The organism is Acidovorax sp. NPDC077693 (assembly GCF_044542805.1).
In the GTDB taxonomy this organism is placed as follows: Bacteria; Pseudomonadota; Gammaproteobacteria; order Burkholderiales; family Burkholderiaceae_C; genus Acidovorax.
Genome location: NZ_JBITVD010000017.1, coordinates 36954 through 57200, shown reverse-complemented (window position 1 = coordinate 57200; position 20247 = coordinate 36954). Strand labels below are relative to the sequence as shown.

18 protein-coding genes are annotated in these 20247 nt (G+C 63.6%); 13 read left to right on the top strand and 5 right to left on the bottom strand.

The annotated features are described in order from the left end of the window. Nucleotides 1–44 precede the first annotated feature (44 nt). Genes gmhB through ACIGHN_RS21935 form a run of 4 tightly spaced genes read left to right on the top strand, consistent with a single transcriptional unit; the run spans nucleotide 45 to nucleotide 3014 of the window. Complete coding sequence (gmhB, locus tag ACIGHN_RS21950) at nucleotides 45–659, top strand: D-glycero-beta-D-manno-heptose 1,7-bisphosphate 7-phosphatase (protein ID WP_396506056.1); 615 nt, start codon at nucleotides 45–47, stop codon at nucleotides 657–659. A gap of 60 nt (nucleotides 660–719) precedes the next feature. Continuing rightward, a complete protein-coding gene (locus tag ACIGHN_RS21945) occupies nucleotides 720–1505 on the top strand; it encodes a lysophospholipid acyltransferase family protein (RefSeq protein ID WP_396506054.1) in 786 nt (261 codons plus the stop codon). Between the two features lie 9 nt (nucleotides 1506–1514). Next, nucleotides 1515–2561, top strand: a complete 1047-nt coding sequence (locus tag ACIGHN_RS21940; protein ID WP_396506162.1) for a M48 family metallopeptidase — start codon at nucleotides 1515–1517, stop codon at nucleotides 2559–2561. Nucleotides 2562–2594: 33 nt separating this feature from the next. Further along, nucleotides 2595–3014 (top strand): rhodanese-like domain-containing protein, encoded by a 420-nt coding sequence (locus ACIGHN_RS21935; protein ID WP_396506053.1) that lies wholly within the window; start codon nucleotides 2595–2597, stop codon nucleotides 3012–3014. Nucleotides 3015–3309: 295 nt separating this feature from the next. Here ACIGHN_RS21935 and lysM read toward each other — a convergent pair whose 3' ends face one another. After that, entirely contained in the window at nucleotides 3310–3795 is a 486-nt protein-coding gene (gene lysM / locus ACIGHN_RS21930) for a peptidoglycan-binding protein LysM (RefSeq protein WP_056164113.1), read from the bottom strand. A 221-nt stretch (nucleotides 3796–4016) separates the two neighbouring features. On the opposite strand from lysM, the gene ACIGHN_RS21925 reads away from it, so the two are divergent. After that, entirely contained in the window at nucleotides 4017–4784 is a 768-nt protein-coding gene (locus ACIGHN_RS21925) for a type III pantothenate kinase (RefSeq protein ID WP_056164110.1), read from the top strand. Between the two features lie 283 nt (nucleotides 4785–5067). Here the strand turns inward: ACIGHN_RS21925 and ACIGHN_RS21920 are convergent, their stop codons facing one another. From ACIGHN_RS21920 to ACIGHN_RS21910, 3 genes are all read right to left on the bottom strand, one after another. Beyond that, the gene (locus ACIGHN_RS21920) at nucleotides 5068–5844 is read right to left on the bottom strand and encodes a hypothetical protein (RefSeq protein WP_056164107.1); all 777 of its coding nucleotides are present in this window, start codon (nucleotides 5842–5844) and stop codon (nucleotides 5068–5070) included. 65 nt (nucleotides 5845–5909) lie between these two features. Then, nucleotides 5910–6572 (bottom strand): TetR/AcrR family transcriptional regulator, encoded by a 663-nt coding sequence (locus tag ACIGHN_RS21915; protein ID WP_396506050.1) that lies wholly within the window; start codon nucleotides 6570–6572, stop codon nucleotides 5910–5912. A 225-nt stretch (nucleotides 6573–6797) separates the two neighbouring features. Further along, nucleotides 6798–7358 (bottom strand): phasin family protein, encoded by a 561-nt coding sequence (locus tag ACIGHN_RS21910; protein WP_396506048.1) that lies wholly within the window; start codon nucleotides 7356–7358, stop codon nucleotides 6798–6800. Between the two features lie 226 nt (nucleotides 7359–7584). Between ACIGHN_RS21910 and ACIGHN_RS21905 the strand changes: the two genes are divergently transcribed. The 6 genes from ACIGHN_RS21905 to rfbC all read left to right on the top strand — a co-directional run bounded on the left by ACIGHN_RS21905 (nucleotide 7585) and on the right by rfbC (nucleotide 14972). Continuing rightward, a complete protein-coding gene (locus ACIGHN_RS21905; protein WP_396506046.1) occupies nucleotides 7585–9582 on the top strand; it encodes an SDR family oxidoreductase in 1998 nt (665 codons plus the stop codon). Nucleotides 9583–9686: 104 nt separating this feature from the next. After that, complete coding sequence (rfbB, locus tag ACIGHN_RS21900; RefSeq protein WP_396506045.1) at nucleotides 9687–10778, top strand: dTDP-glucose 4,6-dehydratase; 1092 nt, start codon at nucleotides 9687–9689, stop codon at nucleotides 10776–10778. Then, a complete protein-coding gene (gene rfbD / locus ACIGHN_RS21895) occupies nucleotides 10775–11665 on the top strand; it encodes a dTDP-4-dehydrorhamnose reductase (protein ID WP_396506043.1) in 891 nt (296 codons plus the stop codon). Before rfbB ends, rfbD begins: the two co-directional genes overlap by 4 nt. A 13-nt stretch (nucleotides 11666–11678) precedes the next feature. After that, complete coding sequence (rfbA, locus tag ACIGHN_RS21890) at nucleotides 11679–12563, top strand: glucose-1-phosphate thymidylyltransferase RfbA (protein WP_396506042.1); 885 nt, start codon at nucleotides 11679–11681, stop codon at nucleotides 12561–12563. Between the two features lie 39 nt (nucleotides 12564–12602). Then, complete coding sequence (locus ACIGHN_RS21885) at nucleotides 12603–14405, top strand: tetratricopeptide repeat protein (protein WP_396506040.1); 1803 nt, start codon at nucleotides 12603–12605, stop codon at nucleotides 14403–14405. Nucleotides 14406–14423: 18 nt separating this feature from the next. Further along, nucleotides 14424–14972 (top strand): dTDP-4-dehydrorhamnose 3,5-epimerase, encoded by a 549-nt coding sequence (gene rfbC / locus ACIGHN_RS21880; RefSeq protein WP_396506038.1) that lies wholly within the window; start codon nucleotides 14424–14426, stop codon nucleotides 14970–14972. 206 nt (nucleotides 14973–15178) lie between these two features. Here rfbC and ACIGHN_RS21875 read toward each other — a convergent pair whose 3' ends face one another. Further along, nucleotides 15179–16909 (bottom strand): hypothetical protein, encoded by a 1731-nt coding sequence (locus tag ACIGHN_RS21875; RefSeq protein ID WP_396506037.1) that lies wholly within the window; start codon nucleotides 16907–16909, stop codon nucleotides 15179–15181. Nucleotides 16910–17315: 406 nt separating this feature from the next. Here ACIGHN_RS21875 and gspE point away from each other — a divergent pair, with 406 nt between their 5' ends. Together gspE and ACIGHN_RS21865 are read left to right on the top strand one after the other, a co-directional pair. Next, nucleotides 17316–18971: a type II secretion system ATPase GspE gene (gene gspE / locus ACIGHN_RS21870; protein WP_396506160.1), complete on the top strand. Its 1656-nt coding sequence runs from the start codon at nucleotides 17316–17318 to the stop codon at nucleotides 18969–18971. Beyond that, nucleotides 18964–20226 (top strand): type II secretion system F family protein, encoded by a 1263-nt coding sequence (locus tag ACIGHN_RS21865; protein ID WP_396506036.1) that lies wholly within the window; start codon nucleotides 18964–18966, stop codon nucleotides 20224–20226. Before gspE ends, ACIGHN_RS21865 begins: the two co-directional genes overlap by 8 nt. Nucleotides 20227–20247 lie beyond the last annotated feature (21 nt).

Here is a 20247-nt window from a genome sequence, read left to right as displayed (position 1 = left end):
CCCAAGCTGATAGGCTGGCGATTCTCACAAGGTAACCAAGCCCCATGAAACTCGCCATCCTCGACCGCGACGGCACCCTCAATCCGCTGGGGGAGGACTTCATCACCACCGCCGACGAGTGGACCGCCGTGCCCGGCGCGCTCGAAGCCATTGCGCGGCTCAACCACGCGGGCTGGCATGTGGTGGTCGCCACCAACCAGCCGGGCCTGGGGCGCGGGCTGTTTGACGTGATGGCCATCAACGCCATCCACGCCAAGATGCACCGCCAGCTGGCCGCGGTGGGCGGGCGCATCGATGCGGTGTTCTACTGCCCCCACGCGCCCGACGAGGACTGCGCCTGCCGCAAGCCCGCGCCGGGGCTGATCGAGCAGATCTGCGACCGCTACGGTGTGGAGCGGCACGATGTGCAGATGGTGGGCAGCTGCGCCGCGCACCTGCAGGCGGGCGCCGCCGCCGGGGCCCAGCAGCTGCACCTGGTCTGCACCGGCCAGTCGGCCCGGGTCGATGCCCGCGGCGCGGTGCCGGAGGGCTTCCCGCCCGGCACCGTGCTGCATGCGAGCCTGAACGATTTTGTGGACCGGCTGCTGCCTGCCGTGCCGGTGCCCGCACCGCCCGCCGCCGCTGCAGTGGCTCCCGCGGTTCCACCCGATGCTATTTAATTGATAGCTGCTGGCGCTTGTCCATCAAGCGGTAGCGGCCTAAAAGGCTTGATTTACTCCATGGCTTTCATCCGTTCTCTCCTTCACTTCCTCTGGATGGGCATCACCGTGGTGCCCTACACGCTGGCCATCATGCTGGGCTCGCTGTTCGGCATGCGCGGGCGCCCGCTCTACCGCATTGCGCGGGCGTGGCTGTCGCTGTGCATCAGCAGCGCCCGGGTGATCCTGGGCGTGCGGGCCAACGTGATGGGCATGGAGAACCTGCCGCAGGGCGAGAACGCCGGGGCGGTGCTGCTGGTCAAGCACCAGTCCACGTACGAGACCTTCCTGATGCCGTCGATCATGCCGCGCCCCCTGGCGTACGTGTTCAAGAAGGAGCTGCTGCACGTGCCGTTCTTCGGCTGGTCCATCGGCCGGCTGGACATGATCCACATCGACCGCAACCAGCGCACGCAGGCGTTCAACAAGGTCGTGCAGCAAGGCAAGAAGCTGCTGGACAAGGGCATCTGGATCATCATGTTCCCCGAAGGCACCCGCATCGAGCGCGGCCAGAAGGGCAACTACAAGACCGGCGGCACGCGCCTGGCCATCGACACCGGCGCGCCGGTGGTGCCGATCGCGGTGACGTCTGCCAAGGTGTGGCCGCGCAAGGCGTTCATCAAGCGCCCCGGCGTGGTGGACGTGTCCATCGGCAAGCCCATCGCCAGTGCCGGCCGCCAGCCCGAAGAGCTGATGCGCGAGGTGGAGGCCTGGATCGAGGCCGAGATGCGCCGCCTGGACCCCGAGGCATATCCCGCCGCCAGCACCGCTGCCACCGGCGTCACCACCCCCACGCCCGGGAAGTAATCCACCGTGATGCAGCGGCTGGTGCAACTGGCGCTCGACCTGTTCGACCCGCCCCCGGCAGCGCCCGGGGCGCCCGGTCTGCCGCCTGCCAGCCCCCCCTCCGTACCGAAAGTGCCTCTGCCGCGCCAGAGAAGGGCGGGAAGTGCTACTGAAAATATAGCGGACGCGGCCCCGGCCGTTGCCCCCCCGGCCGTCCGCACGCCCCCCGTGCACACCCCGGGCGTGCCGCTGCCCTCGCTGCTGTCCCCCGCCGAATTCCGCCATCCGCAGGCCAACCGCGAGGTGCTGCTGGGCGACGCCGTGGTGGGCTATGCCCTGGCGCGCGCGCGGCGCCGCACCATCGGCTTCACCGTGGGCGCCGACGGGCTGGCGGTGCGCGCGCCCAGCTGGGTCACGCTGTCGGCGGTGGACGCAGCACTGCGCGAGAAGGCCGACTGGATCCTGCGCAAACTTGCCGAAGCGCGCGAGCGCCAGCAGCGCATGGAGGGCGGGCGCATCGTCTGGGCCCATGGCGCCGTGCTGCCGTACCTGGGCGAGCCGCTCACCGTGGTGCTGGACCCGAGCCACTGCTTCACCGGCAAGGGTGGGGCGCTGGTGTCGGCTGCGCCGTCGTCGCCCCCCCAGGTGCCCGGCGGTGCCGCGCCGGAAGGCGCAGCCCCGGCCGAAGCCCGCAGCCTGCACATCGGCCTGCCCCACAGCGCCAGCCCCCCGCAGATCCGCGATGCCGTGCAGGCCTGGCTGATGCGCGATGCCCGCCGCCACTTCACCGCGCGGCTCGACCATTTTGCGCCGCTGCTGGGCGTCCGCTGGGCCAGCCTGCGCCTGTCGAGCGCGCAGACCCGCTGGGGCAGCGCCAAGGCCGATGGCTCCATCCGCCTGAACTGGCGGCTGCTGCATTACCGCCCGGCCATCATCGACTACGTGGTGGCGCACGAGCTGGCCCACCTGCGCGTGATGGACCACAGCCCGCGCTTTTGGGACACCGTGGCCACGGTGGTGCCCGACTACGCGCAGCTGCGCAGCCACCTGCGCGAAGAGCCCGCGCCGCTGTGGTGAAGGCCCGAGACTGAGACACGAAGGAGTGGACCGATGACAGCAAGCCCGACGATCACCCCCGCCGACGGATACGCCGGCGATGTTTCCCCGCAGCAGGCCTGGCAATGGGTCGAGGCCGGCCAGGCCGTGCTGGTGGACGTGCGCAGCGACGCCGAGCGCGACTGGGTCGGCCAGGTGCCGGGCGCCGCGGCCGTGGCCTGGAAGCAGTGGCCCGGCATGGCCATGAACGCCGACTTCGACGCACAGATCCGCGCCGCCGTCCCTGCCGGCACCCCCGCCGTGCTGCTGTGCCGCAGCGGCGTACGCTCCATCGCCGCCGCCCGCCGCGCCACGGAACTGGGCCTGACCGCCTACAACATCCTCGAAGGCTTCGAAGGCGACCCCGACGCCCAGGGCCACCGCGGCCAACGCGGCGGCTGGCGCTTCCACGGCTTGCCATGGAAACAGAGCTGATGCTCCTAAAAATATAGCTGCTAGCGCTTGTCCATCAAGCGGTAGCAGCTATTTTTCTTTGAATTCGACGGTGTTGGACGGCCCAGCGATAGCGCCGACCCGCCGCGCCAAAATTACCCCCGCCCTCCGCCAGTGCACCCGTGGAACCGGCTTTGCCGGGCCACCGGGTGCGTCCCCCTTGGGGGAAGGCGCGCAGCGGCTAAGGGGGTGGCCCATCCTTCCCGTAGAACCGGCTTTGCCGGGCTACGGGGTGCGTCCCCCTCGGGGGAAGGCGCCGAAGGCGACTCAGGGGGGCTTATTTAACCTCTGGGATGCGCAGCTTCTGGCCTGGATAGATCTTGTCCGGGTGGCTCAGCATGGGCTTGTTGGCCTCGAAGATCACGGGGTACTTGTTGGCATCGCCGTAGAACTTCTTGGCGATGGCCGAGAGCGTGTCGCCGCGCACCACGTCGTGGTACTGGGCTTCGGGCTCGGGGTTGGTCACGTCCATCAGGTTTTCGACGCTGGTCACGTTGGCCACGTTGCCGCAGCACAGGGTGACCTTTTCTTTCGCCGACTGCGTGGGGGCCGTGCCCTTCACGGTGACCTTGCCCTGCGTGCCGTCGAAGGCCACCTGCACGTTGGTGGCGCCCAGGCTTTGCGACGCGATGTAGGCCTCGATGGCCTTGGCCGCCTTGGTGTTGAGTTCATCCTGCGTGGGGGCTGCTGCAGTGGCCGCCTGGGCTTCCTTGCCGCCGAACAGTTTTTCGCCGGCTTCCTTGATGAAACTGAAAAGACCCATGTCGTACCTCCTAGAGTGAAACAAAAACAGGAAGGACCAATGTAGCGGCAAAGCCCGCGCCCTCCGTGTCGGACAGGGACGTGAAACGATTTTTGACAATACCGCGCCGGCGAACTGCCGCGGCGTGCCCCGTCTCGGCCCTTGTTGCCCTGGGTTGCCCTGTGTCGCCCTGTGTCGCCCCCGAATCAGGGTGCGCGGCAAAACTCGTGATAATCCGCCGCATGACTTTTCTGGCCATCGACGTCGGCAACACCCGCCTCAAGTGGGCCTTGTACGACGCACCCCGTCCCGGGGCCCCGTTGCTGGCCCATGGCGCCGAATTCCTGGACAACATCGACCGGCTCGCCGAAGGCAGCTGGGCGCCGCTGCGCCACCCCGAGCGCATGCTGGGCTGCGTGGTGGCCGGCGATGCCGTCAAGCGGCGCGTGCAGGAGCAGATGGAGATCTGGGACGTGCAGCCCTCGTGGGTGGTCTCGTCCACGGAAGAAGCGGGGCTGGTCAACGGCTACGACCATCCGTCGCGCCTGGGCTCGGACCGCTGGGTGGCGATGGTCGGCGCGCGCCACCATGTGCTGCGCCAGGGACCCGCGCGCCCGCTGGTGGTGGTGATGGTGGGCACGGCGGTCACGGTGGAGTGCATCGACGCCCAGGGCCGCTTCATGGGCGGGCTGATCCTGCCCGGCCACGGCATCATGCTGCGGGCGCTGGAGTCCGGCACCGCAGGCCTGCATGTGCCCACGGGCGAGGTGCGCATGTTCCCCACCAACACCAGCGACGCGCTCACCAGCGGCGGCACCTATGCCATCGCAGGGGCCGTGGAGCGCATGGTGCAGCACGTGATCCAGCACTGCGGCGAGGAGCCGGCCTGCCTGATGACCGGCGGCGCGGGCTGGAAGATGGCGCCCAGCATGACCCGCCCCTTCGAGCTGGTGGACAACCTGATCTTCGACGGACTGCTGGAGATCGCCGCGCGGCGCTTCGGGGGCTGAGAGCTGCCGCTGCAGGCGGCTGTGCGTGAGATCTTGAGGTGTAGGCCTCCACTGGCTCCGAGTGGTTCCTATCCATCCTTCGACGGCTCAGTCTCTGGAAGAGCGTTTCTTTGCACACGACCTGTGGAAACGGTCGCTGCCCAGACCAGCGACCGCCGCGCAAGGGCCGCCAAGCCGCAAAGGCGGCGCCCCGCTTGCGGGCGCTGGCGGTGTCCCCCTTCCCGAATCACGCAGTGATTCGAGAGAAGGGGGAAGGCGCGAAGCGCCTCAGGGGGATGCCCTCTTATTCCTCTTCCAGCTCCGCGCGCGCCATCTCGATGTCCAGGCGCTCCATCGCGTCGACCGGCTCGCTCGCGGCGGCTTTCTCGTACAGCTGGGTGGCTTCCTTCATCTTCTTGTCGCCTTCCAGCATGACCAGTGCATTGGCGTATTCGATCATGCCGATGGCCGAGCCAGGGTTGAGCTTGAGCGCCTCCTGGAACAGCTTCAGGCCCGTGTCCTTCTTCGCGCCGTAGGTCATGCCGCCGATCAGCGAGCCCACCTTGTCGATCACCTCGGCATGGAAGGCGCCCAGGGCGATTCGGGCGTCGGCATGCTTGGGTGACAGGGCGATGGCTTTTTCCAGCGATTCCTTCACCTTGCCGCCCAGGCCCTGCGCCAGCGCCTTGGCTACGCTGATGCCCTGGCTGTAGCGGCCCAGCGCATACGCATGCCAGTACCAGGCGTTGGCATTGCCGGGCTCTGCTGCGGCCTGCGCTGCGGCGCGTTCTGCCACCTGCATGAAGAGGTCGAGCCGCGTCTTTTCCTTTTGCTCCAGGTAGTTGGCATAGATCGCCGTGGCCTTGTTGGCGACGGTGATGCCCGCGCCGCCCGCGGCGATGCCGGCCGCGGCGGCCTTCTCGAAGTCGCCGCTGTGGAACAGCGCCCAGGCCTGCAGCACGGCCGGCTCCTTGGGGACGGGCTCGGCGTCGCCGTTGTGCAGGCGCGCCCATTGCTTCTTGATGCTCGCAGCATCGAACGTGTATTCACCAGCGTGTGGGAAAGAGGTCCACTTGGCCATGGTCTGTGTCTCCTGAGGTTCTTGTTGGTGAAGATATGGGGGTGGTGGCGGGCAGCCCAGGCCCGTCAGCCGGGCGCTGCGGCGTAGGCCTCCACGAGCTGCAGCAGGTGCGCGCGCTGGCCGGCCTCCAGGTACGGCATCAGCAGGTTGAGCACATGGTGGGCGCCGCGCAGCAGCGCCGCCTGCGCGCTCTCGGGCTCCAGGGCCCGGCGCGGGTCGCGCACGTACTCGAAGCTGAGCCAGTAGGTGAGCACCACGACCATGCTGGTCGCCGTGGCCTCCAGCTCGCGCGTGTCGATGTGCAGCGCGTCCGCACGGCCCATGCCGTCCAGCATGGCGCGCACCGCACGGGTCTTGTTCTTCAGGATGGCCTGGAAGTGCGTCTCCAGGCGCCGGTTCTTGGACAGCAGGTCGTTCAAGTCGCGGTACAGAAAGCGGTACTGCCAGATCAGCTCGAACAGCGTGTGCATGAAGAACCAGGCGTCCTCCACGTTGCGCACCCCGTCGGCGGCGGCCAGCAGTTCGTTGAGCGACAGCTCGTAGCGATCGAACAGCGCGTTGATCAGCTCGTCCTTGGCAGGGTAGTGGTAGTACAGGTTGCCGGGGCTGATGCGCAGCTCGGCGGAGATGAGCGTGGTGGAGACGTTGGGTTCGCCGAACCGGTTGAACAGGTCGAGCGTGACTTCCAGAATGCGTTCTGCGGTGCGGCGTGGCGCTTTCTTCACCATGTGGGCGGGCCCTCTTCGCGTCTTTGGGGATCGGTATGTGCTTGTCTCTGGCGACACTCTAACCGAGCGGCAGATGCTGCATTGCATCAAATCTGATAGGCCTTGCGCGGCGCGCTGCGCCCGGGCCGCACGGCAAAACGGCCGGCACGCCGAAGGCATGCCAGCCGTTTTGTCTTGGGCCTCTTCAGCGCGGGCGGATGGCCCGTGCCGTAGCGTGCCGCAGCATCAGTTGGATGCTGCGGGCGCCGCCTTCTTGGCGGCGGCGCGGGGCTTGGCGGCGGCCTTCTTGGCTGGTGCTGCAGCGGCCTTGGCGGGCGCTTTCTTGGCGGCGGCCTTCTTGGCGGGAGCTGCCTTCTTCGTTGCGGCGGCCTTGGGTGCAGTCTTGCTCGTGCCCTTGGACAGCGCGTCGATGCGGGCGTTCAGGGCTTCGATGTCGCGGGCGGAGGGCACGCCCAGCTTGGCCAGGGCCTTGGCCACGCGGTCTTCGAAGATGTTCTCGAGCTTGTCCCACTGGCCCTGGGCCTTGGAGCCGATGTCGGTGGCCATGTTGGTCACGCGGCTGGTGGCTTCGGAGATTTTCTCTTCGGCCACAGCCTGGGTCTTGCGCTGGATGGTCAGGCCTTCCTTGACCAGGGCTTCGAACACCTTGCCGCCTTCTTCCTGGGCCTTGGAGAAGGCGCCCAGGCCGGCCAGCCAGATCTGCTGGGCGGAGTCCTTCACGGTGCCCGACAGTTGGGCGTTGCTCTTCTTGTTGTCAGCGCTGAGTTTCTGCAGTTTCTTGACCATGGGGCCTCCGTTGTGTGGATGGTGGGGGTTGTCAGGGCAGGGTGCCTTGCACGCATGGCCGGACTGTACGCCGCACGGCGCGCAAGGTGTAGGCACCGGCTCCTAAAAGTGTAGAGCGTGCCGTCTACTGGCGGCGCCGGGGCTGCCCCCGATTCGGCGCGGGTTTGTGCTGAATCCGCGCCCGGTGGGCCTGCGCAAGAATCGGGCGATCACACAGGAGTTATCCATGCAGTATTTCGTGACGGGGGCAACAGGGTTCATCGGCAAGCGGCTGGTCAAGAAGCTGCTGGAGCGCAAGGGAGCGGTGGTGCATTTCCTGATCCGCCGCGAAAGCGCTGACAAGGTGGCCGACCTGCGCAGCTTCTGGGGCACGACGGCCGCCCGCGCGGTGCCGGTGTTCGGCGATCTCACGGCCAAAAAGCTGGGCGTGGCCGCGGACGACATCAAAAAGCTCAAGGGCCAGATCGACCACTTCTACCACCTGGCCGCGGTGTACGACCTGGGGGCCGACGAAGAGACCCAGGTGGCCGTGAACATCGAAGGCACGCGCAACACGGTGGACCTGGCCAAGGCCATCGACGCCGGCCACTTGCACCATGTCTCATCCATCGCTGCCGCCGGTTTGTACGAGGGCGTGTTCCGCGAAGACATGTTCGAGGAGGCCGAGGGCCTGGACCACCCGTACTTCCAGACCAAGCACGAGAGCGAGAAGATCGTGCGCCAGGACTGCAAGGTGCCCTGGACGGTGTACCGCCCGGCCATGGTGGTGGGCGACAGCACGACCGGCGAGATGGACAAGATCGACGGCCCCTACTACTTCTTCAAGTTGATCCAGCGCCTGCGCCAGTTGCTGCCGCCCTGGATGCCCACCGTGGGCCTGGAGGGCGGTCGCGTGAACATCGTGCCGGTGGACTTCGTGGTCAATGCGCTGAACGTGATCAGCCACCAGAAGGACATCGTCAAGAAGTGCTACCACCTGGTGGACCCAGTGGGCTACCGCGTGGGCGACGTGCTGGACATCTTCAGCCGCGCAGCGCACGCACCGCGCATGAACCTGTTCATCAACGCGGCGCTGCTGGGCTTCATCCCCAAGAGCGTGAAGAAGGGCCTGATGGCACTGGCCCCGGTGCGCCGCGTGCGCAACGCCGTGCTGAAGGACCTGGGCCTGCCCGAGGACATGCTGACGTTTGTGAACTACCCCACGCGCTTTGATTGCCGAGAGACGCTGGCGGCGCTCAAGGGCTCGGGCGTGACCTGCCCCAACCTCAAGGACTACGCCTGGCGCCTGTGGGACTACTGGGAGCGCAACCTGGACCCGGAGCTCTTCATCGACCGCTCGCTCAAGGGCACGGTGGGCGGCAAGGTGGTGCTGGTGACCGGGGGCTCTTCGGGCATCGGCCTGGCCGCCGCGCACAAGTTTGCCGAGGCGGGCGCCACCACGGTGATCTGCGGGCGCGACCAGGACAAGCTCGACGAGGCCTGCGCCGAAGCGCGGGCCAAGGGCTACGAGTTCATCGCCTATGCGGCCGACATCGCCGACATGGCCGACTGCGACCGCTTCGTGCAGCTCTTGATCGACAAGCACGGCGGCGTGGACTTCCTCATCAACAACGCGGGCCGCTCCATCCGCCGCGCCATCGAGTCGAGCTACGACCGCTTTCATGACTACGAGCGCACCATGCAGCTCAACTACTTCGGCTGCCTGCGCGTGACCATGGGCTTCCTGCCCGGCATGGTGGCCCGGCGCAAGGGCCATGTGGTGAACATCAGCTCCATCGGCGTGCTGACCAATGCGCCGCGCTTCTCGGCCTATGTGGCCAGCAAGGCGGCGCTCGATGCCTGGACGCGCTGTGCATCGAGCGAGTTCGCCGACCAGGGCATCACCTTCACCACCATCAACATGCCGCTGGTGCGCACGCCCATGATCGCGCCCACCAAGATCTACAACAACGTGCCGACGCTGAGCCCCGAGGAGGCGGCCGACATGATCGCCCAGGCCTGCATCTTCAAGCCGGTGCGCATCGCCACCCGCCTGGGCATCACCGGGCAGATCCTGCATGCCCTGGTGCCGCGCGTGGCGCAGATCACGATGAACACGAGCTTTCGCATGTTCCCGGACTCCACCGCCGCGGCCAAGGGGGACAAGGGCGACAAGGCCGCCAAGCCGCAGTTGTCGGCCGAGGCGGTGGCCCTGCAGCAGATGATGCGCGGCATCCATTTCTGAGTCCTGGTGCCGGCCTGTGCCCGTTGGGGCTTGTTACGTCCAGCCGGAAACGCGGGTGGGATAATCGCCAGCTTTGCCGCAAGGCATTCTCAGACGGCTTACCCATGATTCTGGTTACCGGCGGCGCAGGCTTCATCGGCGCCAACTTCGTTCTTGACTGGCTCGCTGCTTCCAGCGAGCCCGTGGTCAACCTCGACAAGCTCACGTACGCGGGCAATGTGCACAACCTGGACGGTGTCCAGGGCGATGCGCGCCACGTCTTCGTGCAGGGCGACATTGGCGACACCGCCCTGGTGGCCGGCCTGCTGGCCGAGCACAAGCCCCGCGCCGTGGTCAACTTCGCGGCCGAGTCGCATGTGGACCGGTCCATCCACGGGCCCGAGGATTTCATCCAGACCAACATCGTGGGATCGTTCCGCCTGCTCGAAGCCGTGCGGGCCTACTGGGGCGCACTGCCCGAGAGCGAGCGCGCGGCCTTCCGCTTCCTGCACGTCTCCACCGACGAGGTGTATGGATCGCTCGCGCCCACCGACCCGGCGTTTGCCGAGACGCGCGGCTTTGAGCCCAACAGCCCCTACAGCGCCAGCAAGGCCGCCAGCGATCACCTGGTGCGCGCCTGGCACCACACCTACGGCCTGCCGGTGCTCACCACCAACTGCAGCAACAACTACGGGCCGTACCACTTCCCCGAGAAGCTGATCCCGCTGATGATCGTCAACGCCCTGGCCGGCAAGAACCTGCCGGTGTATGGCGACGGCATGCAGGTGCGCGACTGGCTGTACGTGAAGGACCACTGCAGCGCCATCCGCCGCGTGCTGGAGGCCGGTGCCCCCGGCGAGACCTACAACGTCGGCGGCTGGAACGAGAAGCCCAACATCGAGATCGTGAACATGGTCTGCAGCCTGCTCGACGAGCTGCGCCCCCGCGCCGACGGCCAGAGCTACCGCACCCAGATCACCTATGTGAAGGACCGCCCCGGCCACGACCGCCGCTACGCGATCGACGCGCGCAAGATCGAACGCGAGCTGGGCTGGAAGCCCGCCGAGACCTTCGACACCGGCATCCGCAAGACGGTGCAGTGGTACCTGGACCATGCCGACTGGGTGGCCAGCGTGCAGACCGGCGCCTACCGCGACTGGGTGCAGACCCAGTACGCGGCGCAGGAGCCCGCGGCCGTGGCGGACGCCAGCGCATGAACATCCTGCTCTTTGGCAAAGGCGGCCAGGTCGGCTGGGAGCTGCAGCGCAGCCTGTCGGTGCTGGGCTCCGTGACGGCGCTGGACTTCGACAGCACCGAGCACTGCGGCGATTTCTCGAACACCGCCGGCGTGGTGGAGACGGTGCGCACCCTGCGCCCCGACGTCATCGTCAATGCCGCAGCCCACACCGCGGTGGACAAGGCCGAGAGCGAGCCCGACTTTGCGCGCACGCTCAACGCCACCACCCCCGGCGCCATCGCGCAGGAGGCCGCAAGGCTCGGCGCCTGGCTGGTGCACTACAGCACCGACTACGTGTTCGACGGCAGCGGCAGCCGCCCCTGGGTGGAGACCGATGCGGCCGCGCCCTTGAGCGTGTACGGCCGCACCAAGCTCGAAGGCGAACGACGCATTGCAGAAGCCGGTGCCCAGCACCTGATCCTGCGCACCAGCTGGGTCTACGCCGCCCGCGGCGGCAACTTCGCCAAGACCATGCTGCGCCTGGCGCAGGAGCGCGAGCGCCTGACGGTGATCGACGACCAGTGGGGCGCGCCCACTGGCGCCGACCTGCTGGCCGACGTGACGGCCCACGCCATCCGCCACCTGCAGCAGCGCCCGCAGGATGCGGGCCTCTACCACTGCGTGGCCGCGGGCGAGACGACCTGGAATGCCTACGCCAAATACGTGCTGGCGCAGGCGCAGATTGCGCAACCTGCTATCGAAATCAAAGCAAAAGAGGTAGCGCCCGTGCCGACCAGCGCATTCCCCACCCCTGCGGTGCGCCCGCACAACTCGCGCCTGAATACCGGCAAGCTGCAAGCCACCTTCGGCCTGCAGCTGCCGCATTGGCAAGCGGGCGTGGCGCGCATGCTGGCTGAAATTCTGTGAACGGCACCTGACCATGACGCAACGCAAAGGCATCATCCTCGCCGGGGGCTCCGGCACCCGCCTGCACCCGGCCACCCTGGCCATCAGCAAGCAACTGCTGCCGGTGTACGACAAGCCCATGATCTATTACCCGCTGAGCACACTGATGCTGGCGGGCATCCGCGACATCCTCATCATCAGCACGCCGCAGGACACGCCGCGGTTCGAGCAACTGCTGGGCGATGGCAGCCAGTGGGGCATCCGCCTGGACTATGCGGTGCAGGAGAGCCCGGACGGCCTGGCCCAGGCCTTCGTCATCGGCGAAAAGTTTCTGGACGGCGCGCCCAGCGCGCTGGTGCTGGGCGACAACATCTTCTACGGCCACGACTTTCATGAGCTGCTCGGAAACGCGATGCAGCGCACCGACGGCGCCAGCGTTTTCGCCTACCACGTGCACGACCCCGAGCGCTACGGCGTGGCAGAGTTCGATGCGCAGGGCAAGGTCCTGTCTCTGGAAGAAAAGCCCGCGCAGCCCAAGTCGAGCTATGCCGTCACCGGCCTGTACTTCTATGACAGCAGCGTGGTGGAACTGGCCAAGAGCCTGAAGCCGTCAGCGCGGGGCGAGTACGAAATCACCGACCTGAACCGCCTGTACCTGGACAAGGGCCAGCTCAACGTGGAGATCATGGGCCGCGGATACGCGTGGCTGGATACCGGCACGCACGAGAGCCTGCTGGAGGCGGGGCAGTTCATTGCGACGCTGGAGCACCGGCAGGGGTTGAAGATTGCGTGTCCCGAAGAGATCGCCTGGCGCTGCCAGTGGATAGACGCCGCGCAGGTGGAGCGCTTGGCGCAGCCGCTGGCCAAGAGCGGTTACGGCAGTTATCTCATGCGCCTTCTTCGGGATGTCGTTTACTGATGGTGAAGGTGAACGAAACGTGGGCAGGTCGAAATGAGCATGGTTGATCCGTTGTTCGAGATGGTCAAGCGCGGTCTGGATTTGCAGAAATCCGGGCACAAGGCTGCGGCGCAGGCCTTGTATCGGCAGGTGCTCGCGCAGAATCCCAGCCATGCGTTGGCGTTGCATTTATCGGGTGTACTGGCGGGCCAACTGGGGCAGCTCCAGCAAGCCGTTGAACTTCTTCAGCGCAGCGTTGAGATCAACCCCGGCGATCCCCTGGCATGGAACAATTTTGCGAATGCATTGCAGGATTTCGGTGCGACGCAGGATGCGCTGCATGCCGTTTCACGGGCGCTCGCGATGCGCCCCGAATATGTGACGGCGTGGATCACCCGCGCCACCATCTTGCAGGCACTTTCTCGGCATGAGGAAGCTGTCGAAGCATTTCGCGCAGCCCTGAATCTGGCGCCAGACCGCGGTGCCGCGTGGACGGGTCTTTGGCGGGCCTCCATGGAGTCTTGTCAATGGAGTGATTTGCCAGACATCATCCCCCGAGTTCAGGCAGCTGTGGCACAGGACCGGCCTGCCCTGTTGCCTTTCGAAGCGCTGTCTTTCAGCGAAGACGAAGCGCTCCATCTGAAGTGTGCCGCAGCATATGCGCACGACATTGTGATTCGGGAAGAGATTTCTCCTTTTCATCATCCACCGCGCCCTCGAAACAGCCGAATCAAGGTTGCATACCTCTCCTCTGACTTTCACGAGCATGCCACTTCTCATCTCGCTGTCGGCATGTTCGAAGCGCATGACCGCTCGCGCTTTGAGACCTTCGGTGTGTCATTCGGGCCTGATGACGGATCGCCGATGCGCGACCGTGTCAGCAAATCCTTCGAGCATTTTCTGGATGTGCGGGATTGGACGAGTGCGTCGATTGCCAATCATTTGAGATCGCTTCAGATTGACATTGCAGTCGACCTGAAAGGATTTACGAGGAATGCCATGGCCTCTGCGCTGCTTCGGCGTCCTGCGCCCATCGTCGTCAACTATCTGGGGTACCCAGGTAGTTTGGGCGTGTCTGCCTTCGACTATGTGATTGGCGATGCGATCGTCACGCCCTTTTCCAGTCAGCAGAACTATGCTGAAAAGATCGTGCACATGCCTGCCTGCTATCAAGCCAATGACAACCGAAGAGGCATTGCGGCGGATGCTCCTTCGCGCAAGGATGAAGGGCTTCCCCCCAGTGGCTTCGTGTTCGCCGCTTTCAATAACTGCTACAAAATAACCCCGACCTTTTTCGCCGTCTGGATGAAGTTGCTGCGCGAGGTAAAGGGCAGCGTGCTGTGGTTGATCTGTGAATCCAAAACCATCCAGCAGCGGCTCAGATCGGAGGCTGTGAGCCGTGGTGTGGCCGCGGAGCGGCTTGTTTTTGCCCAGCGTCGATCGCTGGAGATGCATTTGGCTCGGCATGTGCATGCAGGCTTGCTGCTGGATACCTTGCCCTACAACGCACACACGACGGCCAGTGACGCCCTCTGGGCCGGTGTGCCTGTTGTCACGTTGCAGGGCCAGTCATTTGCAGGTCGGGTCGCGGCCAGCTTGCTTCACGCGACGCACTTGCCCGAACTGATCGCGCACTCGCTCGACGAGTATTTCGCGCTGGCGAAGGCCCTTGCCGATGATCCACAGCGTTTGACGCAATTGAAGACGCAGCTGTCGACCCATCGAATGCATCTTCCGTTGTTTGACACCCCAGCTTTCACCGCCGCCATTGAGCGCGCATTCACGACGATGCACGATCGTTGGCAGGCTGGTCTGCCTCCTGAGCAGTTTTCAGTACCGGCTCTTCCAACCCCTCACCATTGACATTTGATTGAAGTTGACATGCGCGTTACTCCCACACTCATCCCCGACGTCCTCGTGCTGGAACCGAAAGTCTTCGAGGACTCTCGAGGATTTTTCTTCGAAAGTTTCAACCATCAGCGTTTCGAGGAAGCGATAGGGCGCGAGTGCACCTTTGTTCAGGACAACCACAGCCGCAGCGCCAAATCAGTGCTGCGGGGTCTTCATTACCAGATTCAACAGCCACAGGGCAAGCTCGTGCGCGTTGTCTCCGGCGCTGTTTTTGACGTGGCTGTGGATATGCGCCGATCTTCACCCACCTTTGGTCAATGGGTGGGGGAGTTGCTGAGCGCTGACAACAGGCGTCAACTGTGGGTGCCACCTGGTTTTGCACATGGTTTTGTGGTTCTCAGCGAGAGTGCGGATTTTCTCTACAAGACCACCGACTACTATGCGCCTGCCCATGAGCGATGTGTCGTATGGAACGACAAGACACTTGGCATCGATTGGCAACTGGATGGAGTATCGCCCCAAGTCTCGCCCAAAGATGCTGAAGGATCAGCCTTTCATCTGGCCGAGACATTTGATTGATCATGTCTTCTCGCCGCAATGTTCTTGCCGTCTTCGCTTGCTAGGGATCCTCTGCAGGAATCGAGCTGCCAAATGTGCGCTGCGGATCGGGATGGAGTGCAAGACGCAAAACGCAGCCATAGCCGTAGCTATTGCGAGTATTGGCAACGCCGCAGGCCGCCCGAGACCGCAGATGCACACGGCCCGATGATTCGTGCAGCGGGTCCCTAGCGAGAGATGACCTGCCGAACCGATTCATACAGTACATCCGATCCAAACTGCGGATTGTTCGGGTCGAAAGAAAATATATTGTGATTCCTGGGAGTCGCGGTCCCTTCCCAGCGGGGTTCAAGGAAGAACGACAAAAACCTAGCGCCGCTGCGCCGATGGGTTTCGATCACGTCCTGAATCGCCTTGGCATCCAACGGCTTCAACGGATGAAACTCGGTGATGCCATACGGACGGCGCGGACCTCGCTGGTGCCAAGACAAGAATGACGTGCCGTATGTTGCATCGCCGTAGAGACTGACGCCCGGAAGATAGGACTTACTTCCTTGGAGTGATGAGCCCACTGACAGCTTGTTGGAGTCCCAGCTAGGATTGGCATAGGGAAATATCTGGTGAGCGTACCTGGGAACGCCCGACAAACATGATTCGGCGAGCAGGTGGCCGAAGAAATCAATGTAGTCCTTGATTTGTTTTTCGCGGAATTCCAGCCAGAGTGGCACCAAGGGGTTGTAATAGTATGAATACAAATCTCTGGGTTGGTCAAGATGGAAAGGAAATGATGGTGCCGATATGCGCGGGGGCAGCGCTGACGATGCGTGTTCCAGAGGCGTTGCCTGACTCTTGTCCATCAAGACAATGCGCCGCGAACCGAGGTGCGTGAGTCCACCCCCGCCCGCCTCCAGGAAAATATCCAACTTGTGCACGCCCAGGGGCATGCGCCGGTAGTCCATGTCCACTCTCCAGCCGGTATCTGCATTGCCCATTTCTGGATGAGCTTCCAAGACGTCTTGGCGTCTTATGTTCACATTGGTTTTGCCCCAGAACTTGCCATTGAGGTAAATCTGAATCCTCGGCGATGAGGTGTTGCCGGCGTGATTGGCTGGGACATAGACCCACCCCGATATGGGCAGCGAGCCGTGGGCAAAAGAGTCGATATGCTCAGTGAAGCCACTGAGCTTTTCTGAACGGATATCCTTGGATGGCGGCTTGACGTCGCTGAACGAAGAGTAACTGGATCCCACGCTCCTGTTCAGCGTGCCGATGCTATCGAATTTCTGTGCGAGGAAAGACTGAAATCCCGCCACAGAGCGTGGACTGTAATCCGTGACCCGATATGGCGAGTCAAAGCCCATGCCACTTTCAAAATTCGGAAAGTATTGATGGGTCTCGCCCAGCAAGGTAATGCCCTGGATCTTCTCTCGGTCTTTGGGGGGCAGGCGACAAATTTGATCGACCAACGTATTGATGGTTCGCACCCTCCAGCGGGTGATGGCGTTATGAGTCGATGCCGTGGACCAGTGGTAGACCGGTTCACCATAGTAACTGCCGGTGCTCAGGCGCCCATCTTGGGTCGATGCGATGTTGTCCCCATCGGATGCCAGAATTTTCTCGATCGGTGCACCTGTCGAGAAGTGCGAAGAGAACAAGTAAAGAATCAGAGGGCGCTCATTGTCGCGAATCGTTCTCGCAAACTTGTTGGCGGTATCAACATCCACTTCCCATCCGGCAGGCGTCTGTCGTATCAGCTGCAGCAACGGCACGGGGAGTGTGTAGCCCAACTGCACCTTTTTCAGCTGAGCGGTGGAATGGGGTGCCAGGGCGGAAAGTGTCGACTCCACCAACGCCGCAGCGGACCCTTGTTCACCATCGCATTTTTGGGAAAGGCCGTTGCTGGGTGCTGCGCTTGTATCTGAAGGACGCAGGATGCAGTTCTCGATCACGCCGATCATGGGTGCTAGAAGGAGGGAATCCCTCTCGGGTGCTGGTGGGTGTGGGCTTGATGCGAACAGCCAGAATCCCCAGGCGCCTGCGCCTAGCGCCAAGGCTCCTGTGCTCAGGTACCACGCAATTTGTCGGAGTTGAGGGCGAGTGCCACAGGAAAGTAACTGCATGAAAAGATGTGCACCAGGGAAAAGCTGAATCTTCGAGGCGGTAGCCGCCATGGGTCGTGCATTGGAATGTAAATGATGGCTGGGGGTGCCCCTGCTGCCCCGGATACACTCACGCCTTCGCGCCTCCTGGCTGCTCCCAAGACTTCTTCGCGGCTTGGGCATTGCGCACATGACCACAGAACCCATTTTGCTATCCATCCCAACTGACAGCTCGCCAGACACACCGCACCTGCGGATAGGTGAAATGCTGGTGCGTTCCGGCAAGTTGAGCGCTCGCGATCTTGAGCGCGCCCTTCTGGCGCAGCAGGAAATGGGCGGACTCCTGGGGCGTGTTCTGGTTCGCCTCGGTGTAGTTTCCGACCTGGACATCGCCTTGGCGATTTCTGCCCAGTTGAGATTGCCGCTGGCTCAAGCGCAAGACTTTCCGGATTTGTTGCCCGAGGTGGATGGGTTGCTTCCAGAATTTCTGCATGCCAATGGCGTGTGCCCCCTGCGCGTGGAGGGGGCTGTACTTCAGGTGGCCATGTCCAAGCCCCAGGACGCTTTTGTCATCAAGGCCCTTCATCTTGCAACTGGCCTTGAAATCCAGCCCCTTCTGGCGCTGGACAGCGATATCGAGAAGGCATTGGCCGGGCCTGTCGAGGAGGCCGCCGAGGCTGACGATGGATTGGAAGACTCCACCGATGGGGGAGACTTCGTCGAGCACCTGAAGGATCTCGCCAGTGAGGCGCCCGTCATCCGGCTGGTCAACTCGGTCATTGGGCGTGTCATCGACCTGCGAGCATCTGACATCCATCTGGAGCCGTTTGATGATGGGTTGCATGTGCGGTACCGGGTCGACGGAGTCATTCATCCGGGGGAGTTGGTCCCCCCGCGGCTCAGCGCTGCTGTCAGCTCGCGGGTCAAGTTGTTGGCGCATCTGGATATTGCGGAGCGTCGCCTTCCTCAGGACGGCCGCATCAAGACGCGTGTGAAAGGCCGTGAACTGGACTTGCGTGTCTCTACCGTGCCCACAGTCCATGGAGAAAGCGTTGTCATGCGGGTGCTGGACCGCGCCAGCGTCAGGCTTGATCTTGAAAAAATGGGGTTTGAAGCCGATACCCTCGCACGTTTCAACGGGTTGCTGGCGAAGCCGCACGGCATCATGCTGGTCACGGGGCCTACAGGCTCCGGAAAAACCACGACTCTCTATGCCGCGCTTGCGAAGATCGATGCCAGCGAGCAGAAGATCATCACCGTGGAAGATCCTGTGGAGTACCAGCTCGATGGCATCAACCAGATTCAGGTGCATGCCCAGATCAACCTGACATTTGCCAATGCCTTGCGCTCGATCCTGCGTCAGGACCCCGACATCATCATGATCGGGGAAATGCGCGATGGTGAGACGGCGCAGATTGCTGTCCAATCGGCACTCACTGGCCACTTGGTCCTGTCGACGCTGCACACCAACACCGCTGCCGGGGCGGTCATTCGAATGCAGGACATGGGCGTGGAGCGTTATCTGATCACGTCGTCGGTCAATGGTGTGTTGGCCCAGCGGCTGGTGCGCACGCTGTGCAATGTCTGCAAGGAATCTTATGAGCCTGATGCCACCGTGATGACCGGTTCAGGACTTCATCGCTTCATGCCGCAAGGGCAACGCCTGATCTACCGGGCCGTCGGTTGCCCCGAATGCCGGCAGTCGGGCTACAAGGGGCGCACCGGCATCCACGAGCTGCTGGTGCTGGATGAGCCCATTCGACGGGCCATCCTTGAAGGGCGTGACGCAAATACCCTGCACGGCATCGCGGCGGCCAATGGGATGTTGAGCCTGCATGAAGATGGTCTTCGCAAGGTTGCTGCCGGTGCGACATCCCTCGACGAATTGGCGCGAGTGACGCAGGACCAGTCCGATGCCTGATTTCGTCTGGCGGGCGGCCTCTGCGCAGGGGCAAATTCAGGAGGGCGAACTGTCAGCCGGCAGTGCCGTGGCGGTCATGAAGGCGCTTCGTGACAAAGGACTGACCCCACTGACGGTACAAGAGGCGGCAGCGTCCGGTGGCGCCGGCGCCGCGGTATCGGGCGTGCAGACCGGCGCTTCCGTGTTCGGAAGCAGGCGCAAAAGCCGTGTGGACAAAAGCGCCGTGAATTCAGCAGATGTGCTCGCGCTGACCTCGGAACTGGCGATCATGCTACGCGCGGGGCTTGCACTGGACAACGCCCTGCGCGTGCTAATCGATATGAGCCACAAGCCGAGTGTGGCGGAACTCGTGGGCTCGACGCTGGATGCAGTCAAAGGCGGAACTCCGCTGAGCAAGGCCCTGGCGCGCCACGGGTCGCTGTTTGGCGATTTCTATATCAACATGGTGCGATCGGGCGAAGCCAGCGGACAGATGTCGGCAGTGCTCGACCGCTTGGTCGAGCACATGGAGCGCCAGCGAGCTCTGCGCGACAGCGTCATTTCTGCCACCATCTACCCCGCGATTTTGCTGGGTGTCGCCGTGCTCTCGCTGATCGTGATGCTGGGCTTCGTCGTGCCCCAGTTCGAAAAGTTGTTCATGGACATGGGAGACGCGCTGCCCACCCCCACCCGCCTGGTGATGGGGCTGGGCCAAATTTTTACGCGCTATGGTCTGTTTCTGGGTGTGGGGGCTGTGTTGTTGTGGGTTGCACTGTCACGATGGCTCAAGTCGCCTTCTGGCAAGCGCTGGTGGCAGGTGCGGCTGTTGAGAGTGCCCTTGATGGGACCCTTGGCCTTGAAGTATCAACTCACGCTTTTTTCCCGCTCCTTGGGGACACTGCTTGGCAATGGAGTGCCCCTTTTGACGGCGCTGCACATCGCGACGGAGACCGTCAGTAACTCCGTACTGCGTCAGGAGTTGGTCAAGGTGGCCCCTATCGTCAAGGAGGGGGGCAAGATGGTGCAGGCGATTTCAGCCACGGGTATTTTTGAGCCCCTTGCCATCAATCTCATCCGCGTAGGCGAAGAGACAGGTCGCACCGGCCCCATGATGCTGGAATTGGCAAACATATTGAACCGGGAGGTTGAAACCGGGATCAAACGACTTCTCACTTTGGTGGAGCCCGCTTTGATCCTGATTCTCGGGGTCCTTATTGCCGCCATCATCGTCTCCATCCTGCTTGGCATTCTTTCCGTGAATGATCTCGCTGTTTAAATGTTAAGGAATCATCTTCCC

Excerpts from the sequence above, each read along its gene's own strand:
- gspE (WP_396506160.1), top strand. The coding sequence starts at position 17,316 with ATGCTGGTGCGTTCCGGCAAGTTGAGCGCTCGCGATCTTGAGCGCGCC.
- ACIGHN_RS21935 (WP_396506053.1), top strand. The coding sequence starts at position 2,595 with ATGACAGCAAGCCCGACGATCACCCCCGCCGACGGATACGCCGGCGAT.
- rfbA (WP_396506042.1), top strand. The coding sequence starts at position 11,679 with ATGACGCAACGCAAAGGCATCATCCTCGCCGGGGGCTCCGGCACCCGC.
- gmhB (WP_396506056.1), top strand. The coding sequence starts at position 45 with ATGAAACTCGCCATCCTCGACCGCGACGGCACCCTCAATCCGCTGGGG.
- ACIGHN_RS21885 (WP_396506040.1), top strand. The coding sequence starts at position 12,603 with ATGGTTGATCCGTTGTTCGAGATGGTCAAGCGCGGTCTGGATTTGCAG.
- ACIGHN_RS21945 (WP_396506054.1), top strand. The coding sequence starts at position 720 with ATGGCTTTCATCCGTTCTCTCCTTCACTTCCTCTGGATGGGCATCACC.
- ACIGHN_RS21910 (WP_396506048.1), bottom strand. The coding sequence starts at position 7,358 with ATGGTCAAGAAACTGCAGAAACTCAGCGCTGACAACAAGAAGAGCAAC.
- ACIGHN_RS21865 (WP_396506036.1), top strand. The coding sequence starts at position 18,964 with ATGCCTGATTTCGTCTGGCGGGCGGCCTCTGCGCAGGGGCAAATTCAG.
- rfbB (WP_396506045.1), top strand. The coding sequence starts at position 9,687 with ATGATTCTGGTTACCGGCGGCGCAGGCTTCATCGGCGCCAACTTCGTT.
- ACIGHN_RS21920 (WP_056164107.1), bottom strand. The coding sequence starts at position 5,844 with ATGGCCAAGTGGACCTCTTTCCCACACGCTGGTGAATACACGTTCGAT.
- ACIGHN_RS21915 (WP_396506050.1), bottom strand. The coding sequence starts at position 6,572 with ATGGTGAAGAAAGCGCCACGCCGCACCGCAGAACGCATTCTGGAAGTC.
- lysM (WP_056164113.1), bottom strand. The coding sequence starts at position 3,795 with ATGGGTCTTTTCAGTTTCATCAAGGAAGCCGGCGAAAAACTGTTCGGC.
- ACIGHN_RS21925 (WP_056164110.1), top strand. The coding sequence starts at position 4,017 with ATGACTTTTCTGGCCATCGACGTCGGCAACACCCGCCTCAAGTGGGCC.
- rfbD (WP_396506043.1), top strand. The coding sequence starts at position 10,775 with ATGAACATCCTGCTCTTTGGCAAAGGCGGCCAGGTCGGCTGGGAGCTG.
- ACIGHN_RS21875 (WP_396506037.1), bottom strand. The coding sequence starts at position 16,909 with ATGATCGGCGTGATCGAGAACTGCATCCTGCGTCCTTCAGATACAAGC.
- ACIGHN_RS21940 (WP_396506162.1), top strand. The coding sequence starts at position 1,515 with ATGCAGCGGCTGGTGCAACTGGCGCTCGACCTGTTCGACCCGCCCCCG.
- rfbC (WP_396506038.1), top strand. The coding sequence starts at position 14,424 with ATGCGCGTTACTCCCACACTCATCCCCGACGTCCTCGTGCTGGAACCG.
- ACIGHN_RS21905 (WP_396506046.1), top strand. The coding sequence starts at position 7,585 with ATGCAGTATTTCGTGACGGGGGCAACAGGGTTCATCGGCAAGCGGCTG.